The sequence below is a fragment of the Providencia sp. PROV205 genome (assembly GCF_028479505.1).
GTDB lineage: Bacteria > Pseudomonadota > Gammaproteobacteria > Enterobacterales > Enterobacteriaceae > Providencia > Providencia huaxiensis.
Window position 1 is genome coordinate 66646 of sequence record NZ_JAMPNU010000028.1, and the last position, 17083, is coordinate 83728.

Sequence of the window (17083 nt, forward strand, 5' to 3'; positions counted from 1 at the left end):
TATTCAACCAATTTGCTGGCTATTCAAACCACGATAGGTTATTTAACAGACAATTAACCGCCTATAGCTTTTCATCCCAAGGGTCTGACGTCATCACGTCGCCAAGTGGTGTATGTAATGTAACTTGTTCATTTTTAAACCACTCAGCTAATGAAAACCCACCTTTAGGGGTTTCGATATGAATATCAATTGGGCAATAAGGAGTATTCGCCTTAATAGCAAACTCAGCAAAATCTTCTTTTTCTTGAGGATGTGGGCAGCGAATGACCACATCAAGGTCGCAGTCTGACAACATACTTTGGATATCTGTCGCTAAAGTGTAAGCACAACTCCCTGTAACTCCCCATTGCCAAGGCCATTTAGTCTGTGAAATTATCCATAAAACTTGAACTGGCGGTAATGCAATAAACATAGAACGTTGTAATTCAACTGAATTAGCAACCAGTGACTCAACATTCATAATGTGAGTGATCGCCGATTTTTCAATCTGAGTGGTCACACGTTGATGTGGTTTTATGCCTCTGATAGCAACTGTTAGCTTGTTATTTTCTGCTTTATCTCGATAAACAGTCAGAGGAAGTTTATTATTCCACTGTGAGGCAACCCATTCTGGAAGCGTATCTAGCGCAACGTCTTCATTACTACCAACCCAAACAAAATCATGCGGATTAATTATTTGCATTTTATTCCCTTTATGATTGCTACGACTGCTCACCCCTATTATGCCTTTTTTGTCACATAAAAACAGAATATCGCAACCAACAATTTCACTGATGCCATTTAATGATAACTTGTCATAAATACTGAGTTTTCACCTTGAAATTTCATACCATATATTATCTAATTATGTTATTAATTAATAAGTTAGGTATCTTTTTTTGAGCATCGCATTATGAGAACGTTTCCTGCTATCCACGATGGCGTTATTTTTACCAGTTGTATGTTTTTTAGTGCCGCAACCGCTTTTGTGATTTTAGATGCACAAGCCGCAATGTGGGCAACATTCTCAACACTGTATTCATTCAATTTATTTAATGCGGCAAAAGAATATAAAAACTATGCCTACACGGCTTGTTGTTTGTTGATGATTTTAGTGGCTATTTTTATTGGCGATACCTTACGTCTCGGTACAGCATATTATATTTATCTCGCTATTTTTTCGTTCATTTATTACCAACTGTATGGCACAGATCCCGCGATGGATTTAACCATGAAGTTTATGATCATCATGTCAACAATTGGGACCATATTACCTGATATATCGAAGAGCTTAGCGTTAGGCTTTATTATTGGCAGTGGAGTCACGTTGATTACGTATTATGTCCTTAGCCATAAAATGACACGCCATAGCGTAATTACGAGTGCTTTAGTTGAACAAAATTTGTTTACCTTAAGAAAAAACATTATTCCACGTTCAATGATTTATACTTTCGGGCTATTACTCACACTAGCCATTCCACGCAGTATAGATCTAGGGCACTTTTATTGGACATTACTGACCTTCGTTTTTGTATTGCACCCAAAATCACAAAGTATCGTTAAAATTACTTTGCAGAGGGTCTTAGGCAGCCTCATTTCTGTCTTATTACTATATTTTCTGTTCAATTTATCCTTTATGCCATACATCGGTTTAATTGCAGTTGTGGTATTCGCCTTTTTAATGCCAATGAGTTTTCATCACGGATATACATTTATGACGTTTGTCGTGACAAGCTTAATTTTGTCCATTCTTGAGCTCGTTGTATATTGGCGTCACCCAACCTATGAACTATTGTTTGACCGCGTTCTTGAAACTGCCTTAGGGGGAGCCATAGCCATTATGACGAGTATTATCTTGAAGTTATTTAGAGAAACAAAATAAATTTAGGTATAAAAAAAGCCGGTAAATATTTACCGGCAAAGATAGATAACAGAACTTAATTCACATATTACTGTTTTGACTTACTTTTCACGGTGTTTAGCGGCATAGGCTTCGCTATTCACCCAATTATGGTCTTTTTCCCATGTAAATAACCACTTACGTGTTGGCCCTGCCATCACATTAAGGTAATAGTTATCATAACCCGCCACAGTCGCCATTGGATGATACCCTTTTGGTACCATGACAACATCTTTGTTATACACCGCCATACACTCATCTAACTCTCGGTCATCCGTATAAACGCGCTGCATGCAGAAACCTTGAGATGGGTTTAAACGATGATAATAGGTTTCTTCTAGATAAGTTTCATTGGGTTCATTATCGGTGTCATGTTTATGACTTGGATAAGAACTAGTGCAGCCTTCGTCTGTAAAGACCTCCACAACTAATAAGCTGTCAGCCGCTTTATTATCCGGCAAAATATTATGCACATAGCGTTTGTTATAACCATGGCCACGTTGTTCCGCACTAATATCATCAGGGCCAATTAAACGAGTTGGATACGTTCCTTTTCCTTTAGCCTTACAAACTGCCAATTCAAGGTCGGTATCTGCGATGACTTCAGCAAACTCTTGTGCTGTAACATAGACCGCATAAGGTTTCTTGCGTTCGAAAGGCTCCATACGGTCGCCAATATTTTCAAACGTTTGATTAGGCGTTTTAATCGTCGCTTTCCCCGCCACCAGCACTAAGCACATTTCGTTTTCAGAAGCAGGCAAAGAGATTGATTCGCCTTGTTTTAATTCAAATACATCAAAGTGAACATATCCCCAGCTAGCAATTTGTGGAGTGATATGCTGAGTACGCTTATGTGCATCTGGAGCATGGTATTTCGACAGTAATTTTGACATAACTTTCCTCTGACACTTTTTAGGTTATAGATAGGTAATTCTTTTCAGCCACTAACCTTTTTATCAATTAAATATTTCAGTTTGTGGCTAGAGTTGGCAAACGAAGCCAACAACGCCACAGACTGAAATATGACGACGATTTAGATTAAACCTGCATCCTTAGCAAACTTAGACAGATTTTTATAACCCAGTGTGGCATAAGTCAATGGGTGTGCAATCGCAGGGTCTTGCTCTGCTTCAACCACTAGCCAACCATTTTCATATTGGCTATTTTTCAATACTTTAAACACTTCGGGATAGTTAACACAGCCATCTCCAGGTACCGTGAACACCCCTGCTAATACTGCATCTAAGAAGCTGGTTTTACGGTTTTTAACATCTTTTAGGACATCTGCACGGACATCTTTGCAATGCACGTGATTGATACGTTTTGCCCAACGTTTTGCCACTTCAACAGGGTCTGCGCCAGCAAAGGTTAAATGGCCAGTATCTAGCAATAAACCGACCTCATCACCCGTGTGCTTCATTAAATTATCCACATCCTCTGCAGACTCGATCACAGTTCCCATATGGTGGTGATAGGCAATTTTCACACCTTGAGATAACGTATATTTTGCGAATTCAGTCAGTTTCTTGCCGTATTCTTCCCATTGGTCGGCTGGGAACAATGGACGCATATGAACAGGTTTATTTTGATCGCCATGAATACAATGGGTCACTTCCGCAAAAACCATCACTTTAGCGCCTAAATCACGCAATAACGCTAAGTGCTCTTGTACCGCTTCAATTTCTTCTTCCACACTGCGAGATAATAATTCTCCCGAATACCAGCCTGAAACCAGTTGTAAGTCATACTGTTTTAAAATCGGCCCTAAAATTTCCGCTTTACGTGGAAATTTATTACCTAACTCAAAACCAGCGAAACCTGCTTGACGGCCTTCAGTTAAACATGTTTCTAGAGACGTTTCTGCCCCTAAAGTGGGTAAATCATCATTCGTCCATGTCAACGGGTTGATACCAAGTTGGATTGCCATGATGAAGCTCCTGTGTAGGTAAAAGTAATATTATTTACGCTGACGCCATAGGGCTATCAGGTTTAAGTAATTAGTTTTGATTTTCTGTACCAGCTCATCGTCATTGATTTCACCTTTCATCCACTCCAACGAAGGCTTACCAAATAAAGTCCGGCCAACGGCAAATCCTTTGACGATTGATTTACCTGCTGCTGCATTGAAACCAGCTTGTAACTCAGCTTGTGGTGCATCAAGCCCTAAGAGCACGACACCGCGGCAATAAGGGTCACGTTCTTGAATTAATTGATCAACGGCATCCCAGTTTTCCGCTTGTAGTGGTGGCAATTTCCACCAGTCAGGCTTGATACCTAAGTTATAGAAGCGTTTGATTGCGCGTAAGTACAGCTCATCGTTGCGTTCCATATCTGCGGGCAATATCACCTCGAGCAATAATTCATGCCCTGATTGGCAGCATGCGCTATACACTTCTTGAACGGTTTTTTCTTGCTCTAAGCGCAGTGGATGGTTGTCTTCTGGGTGGAAAAATACCAAACATTTCACAATATGCTCTTTTGGCCAGCTAATCAGCTGAGAGCCGATATTGCCATGCTCTAAACATAATGGTCTTGAGGCAGGTAGCTCGATTGGGCGGCCTATCCACCAACCACGTCCGGTCACATCATTCAATACGTCTTGGCCAAATGTACTATCACAGAGTAACCCTGCTTTCCCCTGCAGATTTGCCTCTTCGGCCACTTCACTACTAGCGCGGTAAATCAATTTTTTCAGGGTTGGAATGCAAGAAATATCAACCCCTGCGAGGCGTGCCATGTCAACAAATTGAATGCGATGGTCGAATGCCATGACACAAAGTTCATTCCATTGTGTGCTGCGTGTGGTTACACGGTGCAAATGGTTAAGCATCGGGTCGAGATCTGGGCGAGGAACTGCCGCAGCACGTTCAAGGTAATTATCTAACTCGATTTTTGTTGGCATTGCAGGCGCACAGCCATGGCGCGAAACCACTAAAGCCCCACAAGCATTCGCGTAGGCGCAGGCTTTTTCCCAACCATCACCGTTTAAATAACCGCGTAGTAGGCCAGACATAAATGCATCGCCAGCACCTAATACGTTAAGTACTTCAACTCTCACACCATGAACGGTGATCCCTTCGTCCAGCGTTTCAGGGATCGCACCGCTAAATACGGAGCAACCAAGAGATCCACGTTTACACACCAGTTCCGCACCCGTTAATTGGCGAATGTTCTTGAGTGCTTGTACAGTATCCGTTGTCCCACCTGCAATATGAAACTCCTCTTCTGTCCCGACAATCAAATCGAACATCGATAACACATCTTGCAGTTGTTGCGTGACACTATCGGAAGCAATAAAGCGCGTTTCACCATCACCCAAAGAGGTCAGCCCCCATAAGACTGGGCGATAATCGATATCAATAGCTGTTTTGACGTTATTACGTTTAGCATATTCCAATGCTTTCAATACTGCAGCGCGAGTTTTTGGATTAGATAAATGCGTTCCTGTAATTGCCAAGCAACGTGCGGATGCAATATATTCTTCTGTAAAATCATTTGGCGTAATCGCCATATCAGCACAGTTATCACGATAAAAAATTAATGGGAAAGTATCCTGATCTTTGATCCCTAAGATAACTAATGCCGTTAATCTGTCTTTGTCTGTTATAAGATGGCTGGTATCACAACCTACACGCTGTAATTCCTCACGTAAAAAACGCCCCATGTGCTCATCCCCCACACGGGCAAGCATTGATGATTTCAATCCTTGTATTGCAGTGCCGAATGCAACGTTTCCTGAAGAGCCGCCTAAATATTTGGCAAACGAGCTCACATCTTCTAAACGAGAACCTATCTGTTGTCCGTACAGGTCAACGGCAATACGGCCCATACAGATAACATCTAACTTCTTCTGCTTATCCATTAATTACCCCTTAACTACAACAGAATTAATTGATTTCTTTAACGTTAACCCAACGTTGTTCATCATATGAACGTGCTATCGCGTCTAATATTCGTGATACTTTCCAGCCTTCTTCAAAATCAGGCCACATTGGTTGCCCTGTTGCAACACCATCAATTAAATCGCGTACTTCGACCGTTTTTTGGTCATTGAAGCCAATACCATGACCCGCACCATTACAAAATGGCGCGTAATCTGGGTGCTCTGGCCCAACAAAAATGGTTTTAAAGCCTTGGCGGTTGCTAGGTTCATCATGACGATAGAGCTTTAGCTCTGCCATTCGTTCTTGAGTGAAAGACAGCGTTCCTTTGGTGCCTGTCACCACATAGGTTAGCCCCATTTTACGACCAGCTGCGATGCGTGAAGTTTCAATGACGCCCATGGCGCCGCCAGCAAAACGTACCATGGCATGCGCTTGGTCTTCATTTTCAACCGTAACCATAACGGTTGAACCCGCCTTTTCAGGACGCTGTTTAATCACAATTTCCATATCACCACAGACGGTTTCAATATCGCCTACTAGGAATTGCGCCATATTGATAATGTGTGCAGATAAGTCCCCCAAAGCACCTAACCCTGCTTTTTCTTTAAAACAATGCCAGTGAATTGGCGCGCTAGGGTCAGCCATATAATCTTCATTATGGGTGCCATAAAAATGGATAACTTCGCCGATTTCACCATTAGCAATAATTTCTTTGGCTAGCTGCGAGGTGGGGTTTTTCATATAGTTAAAACCCACTAACGTTAGGACGCCAGCCTTTTTAGCCGCTTCGACCATTTCTTTGGCATCTTCAGAATTGAGTGCTAATGGTTTTTCACAATAAACATGTTTACCATGCTTGATAGCTTCCATTGCCATTTCTTTGTGCAGGAAATTAGGCGAACAAATATCCACTACATCAATATTTGGATCTGCAACTAATTTGCGCCAGTCATCTGTTGCACGGTTAAACCCCATTTCCTGAGCTCGGGTTTGTGCTAGCTCAGGGGTAATTTCTGCAATCATTTCGCGAACCAATTTCCCCTGCAATGGAAAAACGGTTGGAGCTTGTGCATAAGCAATGGCATGAGCTCGCCCTATATAGCCAGTACCTATCATCCCGATACGGATCTCTTTCATCTGTTCTACCTCTCGCTCATTTCCTGTAGTGCAATGGCTGGCCCAATATTCGTTCCAGATTTTATTTCAATAATCATGTTATACGGAACATTCATTTCATTTTCAATATTATTGGAAATATTAATTTCATTATGTGATCTGACGTTAACTTTTGATGTAATTAGTTAATATATAAGAAAATAAATATTCAATTCAGAGGAATAGAAAACAATAGGGACGTAATAGAGCGGAATGAAATGAAATAGAATAACTAAAAATGAAATTTATTGAGTATGGGATCCGGCAAAAATCCCATACTCTCTTCAAAAGCAAAAACTAGCGATGAAGAATACTTAAAAACTCTTCCTTACTTGACGTCAGAGACAATGCATTGGCAATAAATTCATCACTAAAAATCAATGCTATTTCCCTAAGTACATCAATATGTTCCCTTGATTTTGCAATCACACCTATTGCGATAAACATCACATTGGTTCTGTCCCATATCACACCATCAGGGAATTGAAAAATTTCAACACCAGTATGCAAGATAATATCATTGGCCGACTTAGGGAGATGTGGCAATGTGATACCATTCCCCAAGAATGTTGATATCTGTTGTTCCCTTTCCGTTAAGAAATGGACACAGTCCCTATCAACATAACCTTTATTTTTAAATTCCGTACCAACCATTTTGAGTACTTCAGCTTTATTTCTTGCCTGACAACCTAAATGCAAATTACTTGTGGTTAGTTGTTCTATCATATCCAACCCTCGATTAAGTTAATTAGGTATATTCACACCACCAATAAGTAATAATTACATTGATGAGAGCTCTTCTTCTAATTGCTCTAATGATTTGTTTGATGTTTCTGGCAATAACTTCACCACAAAAACGATAGCTAAGTAGTTTATTACCGCAAAAATTAAGAATACTGGGCCTAAACCAAGTTCTGCTTGTAATACAGGGAATAAATAACTCACAATCGCATTCATAATCCACATAAAGAAGACCGAGATCCCCATGGATAACCCGCGGATTTTAAGTGGGAATAGCTCGGCAAGAACCACCCACGTTAAAAAGCCCATCGTTCCTTGCATAACCCCAACAAATACCGCACCAAGTAACCAAATTAATGTGGCTTTAACATCCCCTGTTAAGAAGTAATCTGTTGCTGCAATCAATAAGTGTAGCGATGCCATTAGTGCAAAACCACCAACTATCAGTGTTTTACGCTTAAATCTGTCGACAAGGAATAACACCCCTATCACCATACCACCAACAGAAAAAACACCATTTAATACGTTGAAAACTAAAGAGGTTTGCTCAGAAAAACCCGCTGTTTTGAGAATTTCTGTACCATAATACATAATAACGTTAACCCCGGTCGTTTGCTGTAATGCCGCCCACACCATCCCAATTAATACCAATTTAAAAATCCAAGGCGTATTAAAAATTAACGCTAAATTTTGTTTATTGGCATTCGGATGACGTTTAGCTTCCGCAGCTTCAACATCTAACAAGGTCACGATATCTTCATATTCTTGAATGGCACGCTTTTCAGGGCGAATTTGCTTCAGTATTTTCAAGGCTTCTTCACGACGGTTTTTACTCATTAACCAACGCGGGCTTTCAGGCGCTTTCCACATACCAAATAGCAGGCACAGTGCGGGCACAGCTTGTACTAACAGCATATAACGCCAAACATCAGGAAGGTGGCCCCAAATTGAACCAATAATCGCATTGATAGCAAATGCCGCTAACTGCCCGATAACAATAGCAACTTCATTTAGCCCGGTGAGTTTTCCCCGCATTTCAGTCGGAGCCACCTCAGAGATAAATGTCGGTGCCGTCACAGAGGCCCCACCCACCGCAAAGCCCAATATAAACCGAGCAATAAGAAGAATTTCAATATTTGGGGCTGCTGCAGATAAAAATGCCCCAAATAAAAACAGAAATGAGAGATAAAGCAAATAAGTCCGACGTCCAATAAAATCTGCTACACGTCCACCACACACACTGCCTAATGCCGCGCCCACTAATAGGACACTCATCACCAGCCCTTCCGTGGTTGGCGTTAAGCTCATGTTTTCTTTCAATGATGAAAATGCACCGTTAATGACGCCTGTATCATAACCAAATAGTAATCCACCAAAGGTTGCAACCAAGGTTATTTGGTGCAACCTTTTTCTCTGTTGTTGATTGAGATTCATGATTAATGACATATTATTACCTTATTATTTGAATCATTATGTCTTACCAAAAAAACAATTTTTCAATATTTAAATAAATGTTTAATGTTAAAGATTAAATAATGAAATGATTTCTGGCACTCTGGTTTGAATCGCTACTTTGCTAGCTTTAGGCCTGTTCTATAAACTTATTAAAAATAGTTTTCGCAAATTTAAAATAATAAATACAGCAGCTAAATTAAAAAAATAAGATTACAACAGCCTCAATTAATCTCTGTTCATTGAAAGCCTAAAGAGTATTAAATAAAATGTAAGGTCAATATTTTATATATTCATTGATAAATAAATATATTCACTATTGCGGCCAAAAAGCGTTTTTTAACCGCAAGCTTATAACCAAGTTAAATAGTATTATCGTATTAATTACAATTTAACTTCTTTACCTGTTTTGAGTGACTCCAGTGCTTTGTCTGCAAGATATAAAGCCAGCTCGCCATCGGTACCTGTTGTTTCAGGCACCGTACGACCTGCTAAGATATCAACAAAATGCTGCCACTCTGCTTTGTATGCTTCGTGGTAACGTTGCAGGAAGAAATATTCTGGCTTAGCAGATAAGCATCCAACTTCACTTAAAAGCGCAACACTATTCTCTTTGATATTTCCTGCCGTTAATAAGCCTTTTTCACCATGCAATTCAATCCGTTGGTCATAACCATAACCTGAACGACGGCTATTAGAAATTGTCGCCATTGCACCAGATGGGAATTTTAAGATAATAAACGCGGTATCAATATCACCTGCTTGACCTATAGCAGGGTCAACAACATTACTGCCTTGTGCGTAGACAGAACAAGGCTCTTCACCAATCATAAAGCGAGCCATATCAAAATCATGAATAGTCATATCTCTGAACATACCACCAGAGACTTTGACGTATTCTGCAGGTGGTGGTGATGGGTCGCGAGACGTGATAATTAAAGATTCTGCTTTACCAATCGCGCCTTGTTGGAATAAATTTTTCAAGTGGCGAAATTGAGGGTCATAGCGACGGTTAAAACCAATGAACAGTGGAACATTATGGTCTTTCACACTTTTTAAACACTGTTTCACACGCTCAAGATCTAGATGAACCGGTTTTTCACAGAAGATCACTTTTTTATGTTTAGCGGCTAGTTCGATTAAATCAGCGTGAGTATCTGTGGCTGATGCAATTAAGACACCCTGTACATTAGGGTCTTGCATCGCTTCTTCTGTCGTCTGCACTTTTGCTTGGTATTTTTCAGCCAAGGCAACCGCATTCGGTTGGTAAGGGTCGATGACAGAATAAAGTTTAGTTTCTTTATGGCCGGCAATATTAACAGCATGAACCTGTCCGATACGTCCTGCGCCGAATAGTGCTATATTGAACATTCAAATGCTCCTTGATACCTTAAATCCACTATTTGGATATCATGGAATATACCAAATAAAACATTCATTTCAATTTATAATTTTTTGAAAGTTATATTTTTGGGCTCTAGATAACAAATGTTATATTAAAGTGTATTTTTAGTGTTATTCAGATCACAAATTGACAATGTAAGCGAGAAGCATTTAACAATAAAGTCTGTGTTTGCTGGCATATTAATTTTTCATAGCCTCTTTTTTAAATTTTTACCCACCCCCAAACAAAACATACATTTCAATTGTGAAATTTTTAAACTATAAAAATCACAAAAAAACCCAGCCTAAGCTGGGTATATGATCCAAATAATTCGAGTTGAATGTAGGCGACTAGCGTAGCGCAGTTCCCCATGCAACTTGAAGTATGACGAATATAGAACGACGAGTAATAACCACTATGTAAATTAAAACCAAAGCAATCCTTGCTAAATTTCCAATAACTACCCTACTTAGTTACATCAGACTCATTAAGAAAACGAAGAACATTCCTCGACGGTAAAACACCGTCGAGTTATTTCGATAATATAAAGCACTACCGCAATAGATTGATTAATAAAGACGAACTTTATGCTCAACCATCTGTTTAATTTTTTCAGCGGAAGCAACTATTTGAGGCTTTTTAGAAACTTGTGCTGTTCCTGTCCTCCACCACGCTTCATAACCATCTGTCATTGTTTTTGGGAGTACTTTAATATCAATCAATACACAGCCTGAATGAGATTTAGCGTCTTCCAGGGCTGCAATCAATTGTTTCTCATCATGTACCCGATAACTTTTACAACCATAACTTTCTGCATTTTTGGCAAAGTCCACCTTCACTAACGGCCCATCCATCAAGCCCGTTTGTGGGTTCCTGTAGCGGTTTTCTGTACCAAAACTCCCCATTCCTTGGCTCATCTGCAGGTTATTAATACAGCCAAATCCTGCATTATCAAACAGTAAGATGGTGACCTTAATATTCTCCTGAATCGCGGTTTGCAGCTCACTGTGTAGCATTAAATAAGAGCCATCTCCGACCATCGCATAAACAGGTTGCTTCGGCGCAGCGATTTTAGCCCCAACAGCGGCCGCAATTTCGTACCCCATGCATGAATAGCCATATTCAAGATGATAGGTATCTCGTTGTTTTGGTAGCCAAATACGTTGTAAATCACCCGGTAATGAACCTGCTGCCCCGACAATAATGGCATCGTCTTCCATGTATTGTTGCATCAAACCTAATACCCGTGTTTGCGCCAGCTCTGTACCTAAAGTTTTACTGTATTCTTCAAGCTTATCATCAAGATGGCCTGCAATCTCAGGAACAAAATCCAATGGGCGATACTGAATACTAAATAATCGTTCTAGCTCATCCTTCCACTGTTGCTTAGCCTGCTGAATTTCATCCCCCCATTGAGTTTCATAGTGAGGATCTTTCAATTTTATACTCAGTGCTTGTAACGCTTCTTTGGCATCCGCAACCACTTTCAATGCATCTAACTTACTTGCATCAAACTCCGCAACATTGATATTCAAGAACTTCACATTTGGATGACTAAATAAAGACTTTGATGCGGTGGTAAAATCAGTAAAACGCGTACCGACACCAATAACTAAGTCGGCCTCTTTAGCTAACAAGTTTGCGGCTAACCCACCTGTTGTCCCAATTCCCCCCATATTCAAGGGATGGCAGGCAACCACAGTACTTTTACCCGCTTGGGTTTCACCAAATGGAATCTGATAATCTTCAGCAAATTGCAAAAATGCTTCGTGAGCTTCGGAGTAACGTACACCACCGCCACACACAAGCAGTGGTTTTTTCTTACTGCGGATCAAATTTACGGCTTCTTCGATACTCACCGTCGTCGGTGGCCTACGCTCAATACGATGAACCCGTTTTTCAAAAAAGTAATCGGGGTAATCCCACGCCTCACCTTGAACATCTTGCGGAAGGCAAATGGTTACTGCACCAGTATCTGCAGGGTCAGTTAACACTCGCATCGCATTGATCATGGCCGTCATCAATTGCTCAGGCCGTGAGATCCTATCCCAATAACGTGAAACAGGACGAAAACAGTCATTGGTGCTTATTGTTCCGTCACCATACTGTTCAACTTGCTGCAAAACGGGATCTGGCTGACGTGTTGCAAAGGTATCGCCTGGTAGTAATAACAGTGGGATGCGATTCGCCGTTGCTGTTGCTGCAGCTGTGATCATATTCGCAGCACCAGGGCCAACAGAGGACGTAACCGCAAAAATTTGTTTACGTTTTTTTTGCTTTGCAAAGCCTGTGGCAATATGTGCCATGCCTTGCTCATTGCAACCTTGGTAAACACGTAGATGCCCAGGCGCCTCTTCGAGCGCCTGACCTAATCCCACAACGTTACCATGGCCAAAAATCGTAAATACCCCCTGAATAAACGGATACTGCTCACCATCAACATCAACGTATTGTTGGTTTAGAAATTTAACCAACGCTTGAGCTGTCGTCATTTTCTGCTTATTCATACGGGTCTCCGTTTATTCCATGGTAGGCATTGTGAAACTACTTTCATGGTGTTCTAAGCGAACGCTTGCAGGCCAACGGCTAGTGACTGTTTTCATGCGAGTATAGAAGCGAACACCGTCATTTCCATGTACATTTAATGGACCAAAAATAGAGCGTTTCCAACCACCAAAACTGTGAAATGCCATCGGTACTGGAATCGGAATATTGATGCCAACCATCCCCGCTTGGACATTTTCTTGGAACTCACGCGCAGTTTCACCATCACGGGTAAAAATCGCTGTTCCATTACCATATTCATGTTGGTTAATTAGTTTCAAACCTGTTTCGAAATCTGGAACACGCACCACCGCTAATACAGGCCCAAAAATTTCTTCTTTATAAATGTCCATTTCAGGGGTGACATTATCAAATAATGTTGGCCCTACAAAATAACCATTTTCGAAGCCTTTAACTTTAAAATCACGGCCATCAACCAATAAAGTCGCACCTTGTTTTTCACCGCTGGTAATATAGTCACAGATTTTAGCTTTATGCTGTGCTGAAATGACGGGTCCCATGTCATTTTCTTTGCCTTCGGTAATACCAGGACCAACGGACATTTTAGCAATTTGGCCTTTCAAATTAGCAATGAGTGCATCTGCTGTTTCATCACCGACTGCCAAGACGACGGATAATGCCATGCAACGCTCACCTGCAGCACCAAATGCCGCACCCATAATAGCATTAGCTGCCTGTCCCATGTCCGCATCCGGCATTAAGATACAGTGATTTTTTGCGCCACCGAGTGCTTGGCAGCGCTTGCCATGCGCTGATGCCGTCGTGTAAATATATTCAGCAATAGGCGTTGAACCAACAAAACTAACTGCCTGAACTTCTGGTGCAGTTAAGAGCACATCGACAGATTCTTTGTCCCCTTGAACAACGTTAAATACGCCATCAGGTAAGCCAGCTTCTTTTAACAATTTAGCTAATGCTAAGGCTAAAGAAGGATCTTTTTCTGACGGTTTTAAAACAAAGGTATTTCCTGTTGCAATAGCCACTGGGAACATCCACATCGGTACCATTGCTGGGAAATTAAATGGCGTGATCCCCGCACAAACTCCCAAAGGCTGCATTAATGAGTGGCTATCAACCCCTGTAGCAACATTGGCTGAGTGCTCACCTTTTTGTAAGTGAGGAATACCACATGCAAATTCAACAACTTCCAAGCCACGAGTTAATTCACCTACCGCATCAGAAAAAACTTTACCGTGTTCTTGTGATATTAAACGCGCCAGTTCATCCATATTCTCTTCAAGCAATGCTTTAAATTTGAATAAGATCCGAGAACGTTTCAAAGGAGAAAGTTTTGACCATTTAGGAAATGCTTTATTCGCAATTTCAATGGCTTTTTTTGTTTCATCGGCACTGCTAAGCACAACCTGAGCACTTTGCTCCCCCGTTGCTGGGTTGAATACGGGCGCAAAACGCCCACTTTTACTGGATACTATTTCACCACCAATAAAATTATGAATCTGTTCCATGTTGCCTCTCTTTAGCTGACAGAGTTACCTAGTTACTCAATGTATATGAAATATTTGTTTCACTTACAACTAAATTTGAAATAACATTCAATTTATGTGATCTAGACAAAGTTTTTATGTAATTTCTAATAGTGACGAAAAAGCACCAGACTTAAACTTACTTTCATCACTTATTTATTGGCTATTTGGCTGTTGTGTTGAGCAAAATATGTCTTGCTTTCAATCAAGAAAACAAGAGAACAAATTGATGTAAGCTGTTCAATTTATTATCCCAAATTCAAATTATTTTGAGATTTCAAGAAAAGAAAATTTTTAAATATGAACTAAGTGTTTCAAAAAGATTCGACTAACGCCGTAAAACAACTACAATTAGAGCCAAATTCTGGAGGTTATATGTCAAGTGCATCAAATTTAAATGAGTTTCAAGAGCAGGTTCGCTCGCGATACGACGAATTAAGTAAACGGCTACAGCAAGTGGCACGCTACGTATTAGACAATACGAATAGCGTCGCATTTGATACTGTCGCCGTCATTGCAAAAGAAGCGAAAGTTCCGCCTTCGACGCTGATCCGTTTTGCAAATGCGTTTAATTTCAGTGGGTTTAATGAAATGAAACAATTGTTTCGTATGAACCTTGTTGAAGAAACCGCCAGCTACACCGATAGAGCGCGCATGTTTCGTGAAATGGATGGCTCTCAAGAACTAAGTGATGATCCTTCACAAATTTTGAAGGAATTCGCGCACTCTAACGCCCAAGCTTTGCAACAAATGGCAGCTAGAACTCCCGCAGAGGATATCGAAAAAGCGGTATCGTTATTAGCGAACGCACAAAATATCTACATTATCGGTTTGCGTCGCTCATTCAGCGTTGCAACGTATTTGAGCTATGCCCTTAGCCATTTGGAATGTCGCCCAGTACTCATTGATGGACTTGGTGGGATGTTCAAGGAGCAGATCAGCCGGATCAGTGAAAATGACGTTGTTATTTCAATCAGTTTCACACCTTACGCCTCGGAAACGGTCATGGTAAGTGAGAAAGCAGCTCAAGCAGGTGCACAACAGATCGTTATTACTGACAGCCAAATCAGCCCGTTGGCAAGTTTCAGTGATGTTTGTTTTGTTATCAAAGAAGCCCAAGTAGATGCATTTCGTTCGCAATCAGCCACCTTATGTTTAGCACAATCACTGACAGTGGCATTAGCCTATCGCCAGGGCAGCAGCTTAGTCTAAGTTATACGGCTCTGTAATTAAACACCTCCATTAATTCAGAGCCTCTTCCAATCCTCTCCCTCATTAACATAAACGTATTTATTGAATGTTAATTAAGTTTCATCTTTTTCTTGGATTTGTGAATCTCATCAGAAAATACAAATTCTAAAAAGACAATCAAATGAAATTATTATTTCACCCTGCTATGTTGGGATTATATCTCGCGTTAGATAAAACCAAGAATGAGGGCTAAGCATGTTAAATACACACTTTCTTTATTTACTCGGCCACCTTCGTTTACTTGAAGAACAGCATTCTGTCACGTCAATTAATCGCTCTGGTATTGGTTTAATCGGCACAGCACCTTATAACCAACTTTATATTGATGCGATAAAATGCTGCACCCATCATAGTGAGCTAAAGTCAATTTGCCATTTGACTCCATCACTCCCTTCTATGACTGACTTTATGTGCCAAAAGAAAAAGATAGAAGAACTGATCAATAATGACGATGTTGATTGCATCATAATGACATCCACTTGCAGTGATGAGTTACTAAAATTTGCTATTCAGATGGCTGTAACAGCAGGAAAAGATATCCTATTAAATGATATCCCCAACTATAGTGAAAGCGAATTGAAGGAAGTATTAAAGAAAGCAATATTCCATGACACATTGATTAACTATAGCCAGCCTCTTAGCTTTGATTACCAGTTCAACCAAATAAAAACGTCATTAATGTCTAAACGTGGCACAGAAACAGGGTTATTACGTATCGTAACACACAGAATATTAGAGACTGAAAACCAATTGCCATTCAATACATTACGAAACACTATCGCAAAAAATATAGAACTATTGTTATCTTTAATACCTGATGTTGTACTTTCAAACCCTGCGATCCAATACTCACATCCCTTCACGAAAAGAGCTGATGGCGATGTATTGATGATTAACTTTCGCCAAGAAGGTGGTTTATTGATTTCATTTGAAATCTTTTTCAATACAGGAAAGGTTTCAGACAAACTGTCTTTAAAACAATGTAATAACCGATATGAAGTAGAGAAAAATCTCCCTTTTAATGAAAGAAATCAAGAAATTAATCAAAATAATTTTATTGTAGAGCAACTCGACCAATTTGTTTTAAGACTCGGTAGCAACACAAAGTTAGCTAAGATTAATCAATGGAGTCGCGCTAATGAACTAACAGATAAAGTAATAAAACAGCTAAATACCTATGGATATATTTGATTTCTATAAAATATAAAGATAACCCTAATAGTAACAAGTAATATTATTCTACAAGTAAATAATGCAATATTATTTGTAACACACCTAAATCACTTAT

General features: G+C 40.2%; 13 protein-coding genes. 3 read left to right on the forward strand and 10 right to left on the reverse strand.

All coding sequences use genetic code 11. The annotated features are described in order from the left end of the window. Positions 1 to 61 precede the first annotated feature (61 nt). Positions 62 to 682, reverse strand: a complete 621-nt coding sequence (locus PR800_RS16335) for a malonate decarboxylase holo-ACP synthase (protein WP_166265467.1) — start codon at positions 680 to 682, stop codon at positions 62 to 64. 210 nt (positions 683 to 892) lie between these two features. Between PR800_RS16335 and PR800_RS16340 the strand changes: the two genes are divergently transcribed. Then, positions 893 to 1861 (forward strand): FUSC family protein, encoded by a 969-nt coding sequence (locus PR800_RS16340; RefSeq protein WP_272531145.1) that lies wholly within the window; start codon positions 893 to 895, stop codon positions 1859 to 1861. Positions 1862 to 1941: 80 nt separating this feature from the next. On the opposite strand, the gene iolB is transcribed toward PR800_RS16340, so the two are convergent. From iolB to PR800_RS16385, 9 genes are all read right to left on the reverse strand, one after another. After that, a complete protein-coding gene (gene iolB, locus PR800_RS16345) occupies positions 1942 to 2772 on the reverse strand; it encodes a 5-deoxy-glucuronate isomerase (RefSeq protein ID WP_102137352.1) in 831 nt (276 codons plus the stop codon). A 140-nt stretch (positions 2773 to 2912) separates the two neighbouring features. Further along, a complete protein-coding gene (iolE, locus tag PR800_RS16350; protein ID WP_195697554.1) occupies positions 2913 to 3806 on the reverse strand; it encodes a myo-inosose-2 dehydratase in 894 nt (297 codons plus the stop codon). A 30-nt stretch (positions 3807 to 3836) separates the two neighbouring features. Next, positions 3837 to 5741, reverse strand: coding sequence for a bifunctional 5-dehydro-2-deoxygluconokinase/5-dehydro-2-deoxyphosphogluconate aldolase (locus PR800_RS16355; protein ID WP_166265474.1), 1905 nt, complete (start codon positions 5739 to 5741; stop codon positions 3837 to 3839). 25 nt (positions 5742 to 5766) lie between these two features. Then, complete coding sequence (locus tag PR800_RS16360; protein WP_102137349.1) at positions 5767 to 6900, reverse strand: Gfo/Idh/MocA family protein; 1134 nt, start codon at positions 6898 to 6900, stop codon at positions 5767 to 5769. 315 nt (positions 6901 to 7215) lie between these two features. Continuing rightward, positions 7216 to 7644 carry a PTS sugar transporter subunit IIA gene (locus PR800_RS16365; protein ID WP_004262128.1) on the reverse strand — a complete coding sequence of 143 codons (429 nt, stop codon included), beginning with the start codon at positions 7642 to 7644 and terminating at the stop codon, positions 7216 to 7218. A 54-nt stretch (positions 7645 to 7698) separates the two neighbouring features. Next, on the reverse strand, positions 7699 to 9105 hold the full coding sequence (locus PR800_RS16370; RefSeq protein WP_102137348.1) for a sugar porter family MFS transporter: 1407 nt from the start codon (positions 9103 to 9105) through the stop codon (positions 7699 to 7701). 390 nt (positions 9106 to 9495) lie between these two features. Beyond that, entirely contained in the window at positions 9496 to 10482 is a 987-nt protein-coding gene (iolG, locus tag PR800_RS16375; protein ID WP_102137347.1) for an inositol 2-dehydrogenase, read from the reverse strand. A gap of 582 nt (positions 10483 to 11064) precedes the next feature. Next, positions 11065 to 13002 carry a 3D-(3,5/4)-trihydroxycyclohexane-1,2-dione acylhydrolase (decyclizing) gene (iolD, locus tag PR800_RS16380; RefSeq protein ID WP_272531146.1) on the reverse strand — a complete coding sequence of 646 codons (1938 nt, stop codon included), beginning with the start codon at positions 13000 to 13002 and terminating at the stop codon, positions 11065 to 11067. A 12-nt stretch (positions 13003 to 13014) separates the two neighbouring features. Continuing rightward, on the reverse strand, positions 13015 to 14526 hold the full coding sequence (locus tag PR800_RS16385; RefSeq protein ID WP_195697558.1) for a CoA-acylating methylmalonate-semialdehyde dehydrogenase: 1512 nt from the start codon (positions 14524 to 14526) through the stop codon (positions 13015 to 13017). Positions 14527 to 14919: 393 nt separating this feature from the next. On the opposite strand from PR800_RS16385, the gene PR800_RS16390 reads away from it, so the two are divergent. Together PR800_RS16390 and PR800_RS16395 are read left to right on the forward strand one after the other, a co-directional pair. Next, entirely contained in the window at positions 14920 to 15756 is an 837-nt protein-coding gene (locus PR800_RS16390) for a MurR/RpiR family transcriptional regulator (RefSeq protein ID WP_004913314.1), read from the forward strand. A 234-nt stretch (positions 15757 to 15990) separates the two neighbouring features. Further along, positions 15991 to 16986 carry a hypothetical protein gene (locus tag PR800_RS16395; RefSeq protein WP_229597474.1) on the forward strand — a complete coding sequence of 332 codons (996 nt, stop codon included), beginning with the start codon at positions 15991 to 15993 and terminating at the stop codon, positions 16984 to 16986. The last annotated feature ends 97 nt before the right edge of the window (positions 16987 to 17083 follow it).